The following is an 11,516-nucleotide window of genomic DNA, read 5'->3' as shown; positions in this document are numbered from 1 at the left end:
ACAATGCTGACGCGCTTTATCCGCAACCAGCTCATCGTCTTCGCCATCTTGACGGTGATCGCGCTGGTCACCCTGGGCTGGTATTACCTCCGTGTCCCGAGCCTGGTCGGAATCGGTCAGTACACGCTGACAGCGGAGCTGCCGGCGTCGGGTGGCCTGTACCGGACGTCCAACGTGACCTACCGGGGAATCCAGATCGGCAAGGTGACTAAAGTCGAGCCGACGGCAACGGGCGCACGAGCGACCCTCAGCATCGACAACCGCTACAAGATCCCGATTGACGCCTCAGCCAACGTGCACTCGGTGTCGGCGGTCGGCGAGCAGTACCTGGACCTGGTGTCGCCAGGCAATCCGGGCAAGTTCTTCGCTCCCGGGCAGACCATCACCAGGGGCACCGTGCCCCGTGAAATCGGCCCGGCACTCGATGCCGCCAACCGCGGGCTCGCGGTGCTGCCGAAGGACAAGATCTCGTCGCTGCTCGACGAAACAGCAAGGGCGGTAGGGGGATTGGGTCCGGCGTTGCAACGGCTGGTCGACTCCACCCAGGCCATCGTCGGTGACTTCAAGACCAACATCTCCGACGTCGACGACATCATCGAGCATTCGACGCCGATCCTGGACAGTCAGGTCGACTCGAGCGACGAGATCGAGACGTGGTCGCAAAACCTGGACATCTTAGCCGCGCAGACCGCGCAGAACGATCACCGCGTGCAACGCATCCTGTCGCAGGCGGCGCCGACGGCAGATCAGGTCACCGACGTGTTCAGCGACGTCCGCGAGTCGTTGCCGCAGACTCTGGCCAACCTGGAAGTCGTCGCCGACATGCTTAAGCGTTACAACAGAAATGCCGAACAGTTGCTGGTGTTCTTGCCCGAGATCGCCTCGATTGCGCAGACCACACTGGCGGCAAATCCGGGATCGGTGATGTTGGACTTCAACTTCGCGTTCAACAATCCGCCTCCGTGCCTTACCGGATTCCTTCCGCCGTCGCAGTGGCGGTCACCCGCCGACACCAGCACCGCGCCTTTGCCGGCCGGGACCTACTGCAAGATCCCGAAAGACACTCCCGCCAACGCGGTGCGCGGGGCCCGCAACTATCCCTGTGTCGACGTGCCGGGCAAACGCGCTGCCACGCCGCGCGAGTGTCGAAGCGATCAACCGTACGTTCCCTTGGGCACCAACCCCTGGTACGGCGACCCCAACCAGATCCGTAACTGTCCGGCACCCGGTGCGCGATGTGACCAACCGGTCGACCCGGGCAAGGTGATTCCGGCGCCGTCGATCAACAACGGCCTCAACCCGGCGCCGGCGGACCAGGTGCCGGGGACGCCGCCGCCGGTCAGCGATCCGCTGCAGCGGCCCGGATCTGGGACCGTGCAGTGCAACGGGCAGCAGCCCAACCCGTGTGTTTACACGCCCAGCGGCGCCCCCGCGGCGATCTACAGTCCGTCCAGCGGCGAGGTGGTCAGGTCCGACGGCGTCAAATATTCCCTGCAGAACTCGGGGCACACCGGCGACGAGGGGTGGAAGGACATGTTCGCAGGCGGCTGAAAACCTGTCGCCCAAGGGTATCCGGCACGCCTAGCCGCATCCGCGGCGATAGTGCAGGTTTGCAGGTTTATACGCCCGTACGGCGGCGCGTCGCGCACGAAACCGCACACTCAGCCCCACCGGGTGCTTGCCGGCGCAGAATCAGCGCAAGTGGTCGAGGAGGGCGCCCTCGGAGCCGAAAAGCTCTTGCTTCCAACGCTGCAGCAGTGCCGTTGTGTCGATGTCGTCGGGGTGGAAGCCCGGTCTCAGGTACTTCGCGGCGTCGCGCAGCGTGCCTTTCAGCAACGGTCCCCGGTACAGCTCACGCATCTCGCGAGCCACCCGAAGCGGATGTCGGCGCGCCACTGGGTCATAGGCTAGCGAGATCGCCAGTTCGATTGTCACAAGCGGGATGGTCAGCGCAATCAGAATGGCCATCACCGCGATTCGCATCCGCTCGGACCCGCCGATCGCCCGGTAGACGTCGAAGGCCACCGACTTGTGCTCCAGCTCCTCCAGTGCATGCCACTTCAGCAGGTGCCAGATCTCCGGATCACCCGGGATTGCCTGGACTTCCTCACTGGACAGCACCCGTTGCGCAAGCATCGCGGTGTAGTGTTCCAGGGCGGCGGTGACCGCTAGGTGCAGTCGGGCAGGCACACGCTCTTCGAATCGAATAACCCTGTCTTTCAATGGTTGTGAATCGTGCCATGCAATTGGGTAGCCCATTTCGACGAGCTTCTCGTTGAGATGGCGATGCTCCTGCCCGTGCGTTGATTCCTGGCCGATAAATCCGGCCACCCGCTTCTTCAAAACTGGATCGGTGATCCGGTCGGTGACACGGCGTACCGAGCGAATGAAGGAATCCTCGCCGGGAGGAAAAACTCCGGACAAGCCGGCGACGAAGTGGCTGAGGGCGATGTTGTCGTCGGCGAAGTACTTGGCCAACGAGTCCCCCTCGCCGAACCGGAACCGGATGCGCCGGGTCCTCGGATAGTTCTCGGGGGAGTGCGCCACCGCGGCCTGCTGGTGTCTGCTCACCGTGACCACCGTCCCTTGGTCGGACATGCAGTAACTAGTACCAGGAGTACCAGGTGCGGTAGATGACGGTACCCCCGGTCACGGGTTGTTCGCAAGTGCCGCTGATGGCGGTCATTGCGGTTGGGCGGACAGCTGCTCGTCGGGGTGGACGGCGATGCCTCGCTCGGCAGCGGTCGCCGCCAGTGAGCCCCAGACGAAGGTGGTCAGCTGCTCGACGAGTGCAGCCTTGCTGATCTTGGGCTCGTTCAGCCAGCGCAGCACGCCGAGCGCCACCGCGCCGAGAAGAGCGTCGACGACGTATTGGAGGTTCTCGCTGTTTCCGCCGCGGGCCCGAACAACGCTCGCCACGACGTCGCACGTGGCGTTGGCAAGCGGCCTGCCGCCCTCAAGCAGGGCCTCGGTCGAGCGGCGTTCGGTGAACTGGGCGCCGACCAGAAAGCGAAAGAGGTTGGGCCGCTCATCAACCAGGTCGACGTACGCGGCCACCGCTGAGCGAACCATGTCCAGCGCGGTGCCCGCGAGGCTGAAACGCGGCACGACCCGCTCGAGCACCATGGCTTGCACGCGTTCACCGACTGCGCTGAACAATTTGTCCTTGTGAGTGAAGAACCGGTAAAGCTTCGGCCGCGTGACACCCGCGGTCTTGACGACGTCGTCGATGGAGAGGTCCGGTCCGTATTCTTCGATTGCCCGAAGGGTGGCCTCGACTAACTCGGCCCGTACGGCCGCTCGGTGCTCACGCCAGCGATCGGCCCTGGCATCCCCGGTCAATTCGGGGAGGCGCCCGTGACCAGCAGCCTCCGTCGACACCAGCCAATGGTATTCCGTTGACCTGCTGCAACAGTGCCGTTGCCGGGGTTTTGTACGACGTGCCGATTCAGCCGATTACACAGCCCAACCCACGCGGCGACGCCACATCGCGTATGCCGCGCGCCGTTGCGGAATCTGCTGGCGGCCTCTCGTCGCTTGCGATGGCCTGACTGCGCTGGTGTGCGATCTGCTCCGTCAACGGCCCCAATCCCACTTCTGAGCGCCGATCGTCGACGCCGTCGGCATCACAGATAAGAAGGGACGAGAGCTCGCCGCTGTCAATGCCGACGTGCGCAGCCGTCGGCCAGCCCCGGTGGAGCAGCTGCTCGAGCCGTGCGGCGTTGCGGATATGCGCGGCTTCCATCTCCGGGTGATAACCGTCATACAAGGCCCCGCTGGAGGCCAGGCGAGCTCGTCCCCCCTCGCCTGCGGTAACCATTTGCAGGAGTGCGGCTTTGAGTTAGCTGTCGTTCAATCACCGCCTCCGCTCGGTCAGCAGTTCTTCGGCCACCGCCTGCGCCAGCGCCATGATCGACACCTGCGGGTTGACCTCCGGGCAGCTGGGCAGGATTGACCCGTCGGCGACCCACACCCCCTCCACGCCGCGCAGCCGGCCGTGCTGGTCGACCGGGCAGCGCTGCTCGTCGGCGCCGGCGGCGGCGGTGCCGGTGGGATGAAACGCCGCCAGGTGCAGGCTTTTCGGGTTGGTGCGGCCCAGGGCATCGTCGAGTGCGGGCAGCGAGGTCACGGTCGGGGCAGCCGGCAGACCGGTGAGCAGCTCGACCGCGCCGGCGGCGAACAGCAGCCGGCCCATGGCCTGGATCGCGGTTAGGAGTTTGGCGGTGTCGGCGGGGTCGATGTCGTAGCGCAGCAAGGTCTGGCCGCGCACGGAATGCACCCGCCCGACGCCCCGGTCGGCCACCATCGCCCCCAAAGTCGCGACGCGCGAGGCCTTGTCGAGCCAATCGAGCAGCTCGGCTCCGTAACCGGGAAAGACCATCGAGCCCATGCCGGGAGGTGTCGACGTCGCCTCGATCAGCACGCCCGACGACGAGTGCAGCTCGTCGCTGGCCGCGCTTTGCAGCACCCCACGCCACGCGTAAACCTCGCCCTGGAAGCGGCCGGCCACCATCACCGCCGGATGCAGAGCCAAATTGCGGCCGAGCAGCGGATGTGCACCAAGATCGCTGCGCCGCAACAGGTTTGGTGTCTCGGTCGCGCCAGCTGCGACCACGACTGTGTCGGCAAGTACGTCGAATGCGGTGCCGTCGGGCCGTCGAGCCCGCACCCCGCGCGCACGTCCACCGGCGTGCAGCACCCGCTCGACGCGGGCATCGCAGACGATGCGGGCACCCGCCGCACACGCCTGGGGCAACGCGTTGAGGTGCACACCAAACTTGGCGTTGCGCGGACACCCGATTGCGCACTGGCAGCAGGCATCACAGCCCGGCGCATTGCGGGGAATCGGCGCCGCGTGCCAGCCCAGCGCGGCGGCGCCGTCGAGCAGCAGCCGACCGTTGCCTCCCATGATCTCCAGCGGCACCGGCGCTACCTGCAGGGTGTGCTCGACGTCGTCGAGGTGGCCGGCCAGCCGGTCGGGGTCGGCCAGCGACAACCCGAACTCGTCACGCCAGCGCCGCTGCACCGCCACCGGCGGGCGATAGCACGTGCCGGAGTTGACGACGGTGGTGCCACCGACCGCGCGCCCGATCGGCAGCACCACGGCCGGGCGTCCCAGCGCGACGGTGGCGCCGGCCCCGCGGTAGAGCCCCGCGTAGCGGTCGACCGGGTGCCGGGTGCGGAACTCGTCGACGCTCCAGCGTCGGCCCTCCTCGATGACGACGGTCTGCCGACCGGCGCGCGCTAAGACGCGCGCCGCCATCGCCCCGCCAGCACCGGAGCCGACCACCACGGCGTCGGCCCGGACCACCGACGGACTGTCGGCCGACGGCGTGAGGTCCAGCGCCGCATCGGGGCGGGCGACGTCGTGTTCGGCCGCGCGGGCAAGCAACTCCGGCGCGTAGGTGTCGGCGCCGTTGGCCAGCAACACGATTGCCTTGAGCCCTTCGACTGCCGCACCGACATCGGGGCTGAGCGCGGCAACGCGCCGCAGCAGTTGTGCGCGAGCGTTTGGACTCAGCCTCGACAGTGAGCGCCCAGTGCTGAGATAGCTTGCGGCGGCGAGGCTTAACAGCCCTGCCCGCACCGCAGCCCGCGAGCTCGCCGGCAGCTGCGCGACATAGCGCTCCACCCGTTCGACGAGCTGAGCCGGTGGGGGGCCACCGCACTCCTCGGGCAGCAGCGCCGCGCCGAAGGCGGCGGTCGCTCGCCGGGCCAGACGGCTCATAGCATGCGGCCGAGCCACCGGCCAAGCTTGAGGAAAAATGGATACGTCGCGAAGATGCCGCCGGCCAAGGCATGCATCGGCCAGCGGAGCTCTTTGGTGTCCATGCCGAAAACCCCGCTGTTCCACATGAAGTCGCGTCCGTTCTCGGCGCGGAACGGCCGCCACAGCAGCCCCAGGCCGGGCACGTTGTGGTACAGGCCGAACGAGCCGCCGAAGAAGACCCCCAGGGTGGCGGCCTCGGCGACGTCACGCCGATCCTCGGGCAGGGTGCGTTCGATCAAGACCCCGGAGGCCAGCAGCATCGGCGGGTCGAACAGGAAACTCACGCGGGGGTCCTTTCGTTGACGGTGGGCGCTTGTGCGCCGCGCAAACCCACTTCGGCGTGGCCGGTACCGAGCACCGACCACCGCCGGTCGCCGAGCTCGACATGGATGTCAGCTTGCTCGGTGTTGGTGCATACCGCGGTGGCGCCGTCGGGATCGGTGTATTGCAGGCTTACGCAACGGTTTTCCGGCTGGTCCACCCGGATGAGCACATCGTGTCGGCCGATGTGGCCCTCCAGCTGCCAATGTCGTACGCCCAGCGTCGTGTGCATCCGTAGTGACGGCAAACCGCTTGCCGGCCAATCTTTTCCGTCGATGCGGAACCGGACGAACGCCATCGGCGGCAACCTGCGCAGACCCGGCGTGTGCGATACCGCGGAGACGGCCTCGACCATGTCGCCCTCACCGAGGTCAGCGTGCAGCCAGCCCCAACGTTTGGCGTTGCCACGCCCGTAGATGTGGGCCACCCCGCCCCGCCAGCCGTCGAGCCGGTGGCTCGCGCCGGCAACGGTGAGTGAGCCGGTGAACTGCGCGGCCGGGGCCAGCACCACCTGAGCGCCGGGCAGCAGCTCGTGCTCCCAGGCCAGCCGCGGAAAGGTCCACAGCGGCGCGCCGGTGTCCTTCCAGTGCAGCTGCCAGGCCAGCGATCCGGCTCGCCCGGACAGTTCGTCAAATGCGGCCCGTGCCCCCGCCGCGTCGAACCAAGCCGGCCCGGCCGCGGGCGCGACCGGCTCTGGTCCGAACCGCTCGGTGTACGGCGGGCCGTCGGCCGGAAACCAGGTCGCCCAGCCGTGCCCGTAGGGGGATCCGGTGGTAGGTGCCACGGTTTCGTGGTGCAGCCACAACCCGGCGCGGGTCACCGGATCCGACAGCGTCGCATACCAGACTTCCAGGCGGCCACGCTGACCTTGCCAGCGCGGCGCGGCGGCCGATCGCAGTTCGTCGTTCATGGTCGCGTCCACTATATTGGTTGAGCCAATGAACCAGTCAAGCCCGTTTTCGCCACCGGACCGTCAGCGCGTCGACGAACAGATCGCCACGTCGATCGCCGACGCCATCCTCGACGGGGCGTTTCCGCCCGGCTCGACGCTGCCGCCGGAGCGCGAGCTTGCCGAGCAATTCCGCGTCAACCGCACCTCGCTGCGCCAGGGATTGGCGCGGCTGCAGCACATGGGCCTGATCGAAGCCCGGCACGGCAGCGGCAACGTGGTCCGCGACCCCACCGGTCTCACCCACCCGGCGGTCGTGGAGGCGCTGGTGCGCAAGCTGGGACCGGACTTCTTGGTGGAGATCCTCGAACTGCGGGCGGCGTTCGGCGCGTTCATCGGCCGGCTCGCCGCCGAGCGCGCCAACCCCGACGACGTGAGGTCGCTACACGCCGCGCTGGCGACCGTGCAAGAGGCCGACACCGCGCAGGCGCGCCAGGAGGCCGACCTCGCCTTCTTCCGCGTGCTCGTCCACGCCACCCGCAACCGCGCGCTGGGGCTGCTGTACCGCTGGGTGGAGCAGGCCTTCGGCGGCCGGGAGCACGAGCTCACCGGGGCCTACCACGACGGCGGCACGGTCCTGGCCGAGCTGCGGGCCATTACCGAGGCGGTGGGGGCGCGGGATGCGACGGCCGCCGCTACCAGCGTCGAGGCCTACCTGCAGTCGAGCGCCCTGCGCATGGTGGAGTCCTACAAGGTTACGTACCGTGACGCGGAGACCTAGCGGCTATTCGGCCGCCCTGGTCGCCGGGTGTACGGCGACGAGTCCTAACTGGTTGCGCCGCTTGCACATTGCCGCCAATTCGGCATAGGCCTTGTCGCCGATGAGTTCGGTGAGTTCGGCGGCAAGGCTTTCCCAGACCTGCTTGGCGCCGACGTGGGCGGCGGGGTCGCCGGTGCAGAACCAGTGCAGGTCGGCACCGCCGGGACCCCAGCTGCGCCGGTCGTATTCGGTGATGGTGGTTTTCAGGATCTCGCTGCCGTCGGGCCGGGTCACCCACTCCTGGCTGCGCCGGATCGGCAGTTGCCAGCAGACGTCGGGTTTCATGGTCAACGGCGCCACTCCGAGCTTGAGTGCTTTGATGTGCAGCGCACAACCCGCGCCTCCTTTGAACCCCGGGCGGTTCAAGAAGATGCATGCGCCCTTGTATTTGCGGGTGCGCAGCTGCTGTTCGCCGTCGTGTTCGTCGCGTTCCAGATAGCCCTTGCGGCCCAACCCTTGCTCGCGGAATTGCCATTCCGTGTCGGTCAGCTTCGACACCGCGTCGTCGAGCCGGGCGCGGTCGTCGTCGTCGCACAAGAACGCCCCGTGCGAGCAGCAGCCATCATCGGGACGGCCGGCCACCGTGCCCCGGCAGGCCGGCGTGCCGAATACGCATGTCCAGCGCGACAGTAACCAGGTGAGGTCGGCGGCGATCAGGTGCTCGGGATTGTCCGGGTCGTAGAACTCCACCCATTCGCGGGTGAAGTCCAACTCGACCTCGCCGGGGTGGTCGGGCTGGGAGGCTGACACGGTTTCCACCGTAGAGGAAAATGTCTCTGGCTCAACGTCACGCGCGGCGTCGGGTCGCCGCGCGTCTCCTGGCGCCGTCACCTGACCAGACGCCACGTACTGTTGGTTCGTGCGGTTGGGCGTGCTGGACGTGGGCAGCAACACGGTTCATCTGTTGGTGGTGGATGCTCGCCGCGGCGGGCACCCGACGCCGATGAGTTCGACCAAGGCCACGCTGCGCCTGGCCGAGGCCCTCGACAACTCCGGCAAGATCACCCGCAAGGGCGCCGACAAACTGATCGCGACCATCGACGAATTCGCCAAGATCGCGGTCAGCTCGGGCTGCGCCGAGCTGATGGCCTTTGCCACCTCCGCGGTCCGCGACGCCAAGAACTCTGACGACGTGCTGGCCCGGGTGCGTGCCGAAACCGGAGTCGAGCTGCAAGTGCTGCGCGGTGTCGACGAATCGCGGTTGACCTTCCTGGCGGTGCGTCGCTGGTACGGCTGGAGCGCGGGGCGGATCGTGAACCTCGACATCGGCGGCGGCTCATTGGAGTTGTCCAGCGGCGTCGACGAGGAACCCGACGTGGCGCTGTCGCTGCCGCTGGGCGCCGGGCGGCTGACCCGCGAGTGGCTGCCCGACGACCCGCCGGGCCGGCGGAGGGTGGCCATGCTACGTGATTGGCTCGACACCGAGCTGGCCGAACCCAGCGCGATCGTACTGAAAGCCGGCAGCCCCGACCTGGCCGTGGCGACGTCGAAGACGTTTCGCTCGCTGGCCCGTCTCACCGGCGCCGCGCCGTCAGCGGCCGGGCCCCGGGTCAAACGGACGCTGACAGCCAACGGCCTCAGACAACTCATAGCTTTCATCTCTAGGATGACGACCGCTGACCGTGCAGAACTGGAAGGAGTGAGTGCCGAACGGGCGCCGCAGATCGTTGCGGGAGCCTTGGTGGCGGAGGCGAGTATGCGTGCGCTGTCGATAGAAACGGTGGACATCTGCCCGTGGGCCCTGCGCGAAGGTCTCATCTTGCGCAAACTTGACAGCGAAGCTGACGGAACCGCCCTAGTGGAGACTTCCGTGGGGGATGCTGGTAGCCAGCAAGTTGATCGGGCCGTGGTTGACCGATCGAGAGGCGACACACGATGACTGGAACACATGAGGGCCACAGCACTCGGCCGATCTCGGTGGCCGAATTGCTGGCCAAAAACGGCACCATCGGCGCCCCGCCACCCGCCGGCCGTCGTCATCGTCGGCGGAACAACAGCGAGGCGGTGACCGTCGCCGAACTGACCGGCGAGATCCCCGTCGTCCGCGACGACGAAGACCACCGCGACGATACCGAGCACGTCGAGCCCACCACGGGCGCCCTGCGCACCGCCACAGCCGACCGGGTTCCGGCTCAGCACGACGACGAACCCTCCCAGTACTGGTCAAAACCGCAGCCGCGCTGGCCCGAATCCCCACCGGTGTCGTCCCGCGACTCCGGACCGGCTCGCAGCTTCTATCCGCGGCCAGTTCGCCGCGTCGCGCCCAGCGACGGCGACCACGATGGGACAGATCCGCAATCCGGCGCCGAGCGGATGAGCCCGGACCCGCCGGAAGACTATGCCGAGATACCGGTGGACGTGATGGACACCGAGGTACGCGAAGCCGAGCCGGTCCAGGAGGACTCCGCGTATGTGCGGTCCTACCTGCGCGGGACGGGCCGGCAGCTCGGCGGCAAAGCCGCGGGTGGACACACCGGGTCGCATCTGGCTGAATTACCCGACGCCGAGGAGCTCGACGAGCACGACGCCGACATCCCCGCCGATGTCGACGACCAGGACGAGGACGCGTATGCCTGGACGAACAAGACCGAGGCATTGCTGCACGGCGGGTTGGTGGTTTTCCAATCGATTCTCGCGGTGGCATTCGGCGCCGGGTTGTTCATCGCGTTCGACCAGCTATGGCGGTGGAACAACATTGTCGCGCTGGTGCTGTCGGTGCTGGTCATTCTCGGCCTGGTCGCCGGGGTGAGGGTGGTCCGCCGCACCGAGGACATCGGCAGCACCCTCACCGCGGTTGCGGTCGGGGCATTGGTCACGCTGGGGCCGTTGGCACTGTTGCAGTCGGGCTAAGGAGCCGCGGACACCAGCGTGCGCCCAGCCATCAAGGTCGGTCTGTCGACGGCCTCGGTCTACCCGTTGAGGACCGAGGCCGCTTTCGAGTACGCCGCACAACTTGGCTACGACGGGGTCGAGCTGATGGTATGGGGCGAATCGGTCAGCCAGGACATCGACGCGGTGGAGAAGCTGGCGCATCGCTACCGCGTGCCGGTGCTTTCGGTGCACGCACCCTGTTTGCTGATCTCGCAGCGGGTTTGGGGCGCCAACCCGATCCCGAAGCTGGAGCGCAGCGTGCGGGCCGCCGAACAGCTTGGGGCGCAAACCGTCGTCGTGCATCCGCCGTTTCGCTGGCAGCGGCGCTACGCCGAGGGATTCCGGGAGCAGATCGCCGAGCTTGAGGCATCCAGCGAGGTGATGGTGGCCGTGGAGAACATGTTCCCGTTTCGCGCGGACCGGTTCTTTCGCGCCGAGCAGTCGCTGCAACGGATGCGCAAGCGCGGCGGCGGCCCGGGTCCGGCGATTTCGGCGTTCGCGCCGTCGTATGACCCGTTGGACGGCAACCATGCTCACTACACCCTCGATCTTTCGCACACCGCGACGGCGCACACCGACGCGCTGGACATGGCGCGGCGGATGGGTTCGGGTCTGGTGCATTTGCACCTGTGCGACGGCAACGGGCTGCCGGTCGACGAGCATCTGGTACCCGGACGGGGCTCGCAACCCACGGTCGAGGTGTGCCAGATGCTGGCCGGCGGCGACTTCGCCGGCCACGTCATCCTGGAGGTGTCGACCTCGAGCGCGCGGTCGGTGCACGAGCGCCGGGCCATGCTGGCCGAGTCGCTACAGTTCGCCCGAACCCATTTGTTGCGTTGACGTGT

The 11,516-nt window shown here is 67.5% G+C and carries 12 protein-coding genes; 5 read left to right on the top strand and 7 right to left on the bottom strand.

The genetic code is table 11. The annotated features are described in order from the left end of the window. The first annotated feature begins 3 nt into the window (after positions 1-3). Positions 4-1,551, top strand: a complete 1,548-nt coding sequence (locus tag MHEC_RS21020; RefSeq protein ID WP_048889583.1) for a virulence factor Mce family protein — start codon at positions 4-6, stop codon at positions 1,549-1,551. A gap of 141 nt (positions 1,552-1,692) precedes the next feature. On the opposite strand, the gene MHEC_RS21015 is transcribed toward MHEC_RS21020, so the two are convergent. The 6 genes from MHEC_RS21015 to MHEC_RS20990 form a co-directional block, all read right to left on the bottom strand. Then, complete coding sequence (locus MHEC_RS21015; RefSeq protein WP_082169463.1) at positions 1,693-2,547, bottom strand: metal-dependent hydrolase; 855 nt, start codon at positions 2,545-2,547, stop codon at positions 1,693-1,695. A 135-nt stretch (positions 2,548-2,682) separates the two neighbouring features. Beyond that, positions 2,683-3,381 (bottom strand): TetR/AcrR family transcriptional regulator, encoded by a 699-nt coding sequence (locus MHEC_RS21010; protein ID WP_048889584.1) that lies wholly within the window; start codon positions 3,379-3,381, stop codon positions 2,683-2,685. Between the two features lie 67 nt (positions 3,382-3,448). Then, a complete protein-coding gene (locus MHEC_RS21005; protein WP_048889585.1) occupies positions 3,449-3,745 on the bottom strand; it encodes a hypothetical protein in 297 nt (98 codons plus the stop codon). A 111-nt stretch (positions 3,746-3,856) separates the two neighbouring features. After that, positions 3,857-5,728: a GMC family oxidoreductase gene (locus MHEC_RS21000; protein ID WP_048889586.1), complete on the bottom strand. Its 1,872-nt coding sequence runs from the start codon at positions 5,726-5,728 to the stop codon at positions 3,857-3,859. After that, a complete protein-coding gene (locus MHEC_RS20995) occupies positions 5,725-6,054 on the bottom strand; it encodes a hypothetical protein (RefSeq protein ID WP_048889587.1) in 330 nt (109 codons plus the stop codon). Before MHEC_RS20995 ends, MHEC_RS21000 begins: the two co-directional genes overlap by 4 nt. Next, a complete protein-coding gene (locus MHEC_RS20990) occupies positions 6,051-7,001 on the bottom strand; it encodes a hypothetical protein (protein WP_048889676.1) in 951 nt (316 codons plus the stop codon). The genes MHEC_RS20995 and MHEC_RS20990 overlap by 4 nt, the downstream gene beginning before the upstream one ends. A gap of 28 nt (positions 7,002-7,029) precedes the next feature. Here MHEC_RS20990 and MHEC_RS20985 point away from each other — a divergent pair, with 28 nt between their 5' ends. Continuing rightward, entirely contained in the window at positions 7,030-7,761 is a 732-nt protein-coding gene (locus MHEC_RS20985; RefSeq protein WP_048889588.1) for a FadR/GntR family transcriptional regulator, read from the top strand. Between the two features lie 3 nt (positions 7,762-7,764). On the opposite strand, the gene MHEC_RS20980 is transcribed toward MHEC_RS20985, so the two are convergent. Continuing rightward, the gene (locus MHEC_RS20980) at positions 7,765-8,550 is read right to left on the bottom strand and encodes a hypothetical protein (RefSeq protein ID WP_372507360.1); all 786 of its coding nucleotides are present in this window, start codon (positions 8,548-8,550) and stop codon (positions 7,765-7,767) included. Positions 8,551-8,659: 109 nt separating this feature from the next. Here MHEC_RS20980 and MHEC_RS20975 point away from each other — a divergent pair, with 109 nt between their 5' ends. From MHEC_RS20975 to MHEC_RS20965, 3 genes are read left to right on the top strand one after another with little or no spacing between them, the layout of a single operon-like run. Beyond that, positions 8,660-9,679 (top strand): Ppx/GppA family phosphatase, encoded by a 1,020-nt coding sequence (locus tag MHEC_RS20975; protein WP_048889590.1) that lies wholly within the window; start codon positions 8,660-8,662, stop codon positions 9,677-9,679. Further along, positions 9,676-10,650 (top strand): membrane protein, encoded by a 975-nt coding sequence (locus MHEC_RS20970; RefSeq protein ID WP_048889591.1) that lies wholly within the window; start codon positions 9,676-9,678, stop codon positions 10,648-10,650. Before MHEC_RS20975 ends, MHEC_RS20970 begins: the two co-directional genes overlap by 4 nt. 18 nt (positions 10,651-10,668) lie before the next feature. After that, entirely contained in the window at positions 10,669-11,511 is an 843-nt protein-coding gene (locus MHEC_RS20965; protein ID WP_048889592.1) for a sugar phosphate isomerase/epimerase family protein, read from the top strand. Positions 11,512-11,516 lie beyond the last annotated feature (5 nt).

The organism is Mycobacterium heckeshornense (assembly GCF_016592155.1).
GTDB lineage: Bacteria > Actinomycetota > Actinomycetes > Mycobacteriales > Mycobacteriaceae > Mycobacterium > Mycobacterium heckeshornense.
This window is presented reverse-complemented; position numbering and strand designations above follow the sequence as displayed.

Bases quoted from the DNA above. Each gene is read 5' to 3' on its own strand.
- MHEC_RS20990 (WP_048889676.1), bottom strand. From the start codon at position 7,001: ATGAACGACGAACTGCGATCGGCCGCCGCGCCGCGCTGGCAAGGTCAG.
- MHEC_RS21020 (WP_048889583.1), top strand. From the start codon at position 4: ATGCTGACGCGCTTTATCCGCAACCAGCTCATCGTCTTCGCCATCTTG.
- MHEC_RS20970 (WP_048889591.1), top strand. From the start codon at position 9,676: ATGACTGGAACACATGAGGGCCACAGCACTCGGCCGATCTCGGTGGCC.
- MHEC_RS20985 (WP_048889588.1), top strand. From the start codon at position 7,030: ATGAACCAGTCAAGCCCGTTTTCGCCACCGGACCGTCAGCGCGTCGAC.
- MHEC_RS21000 (WP_048889586.1), bottom strand. From the start codon at position 5,728: ATGAGCCGTCTGGCCCGGCGAGCGACCGCCGCCTTCGGCGCGGCGCTG.
- MHEC_RS21005 (WP_048889585.1), bottom strand. From the start codon at position 3,745: ATGGAAGCCGCGCATATCCGCAACGCCGCACGGCTCGAGCAGCTGCTC.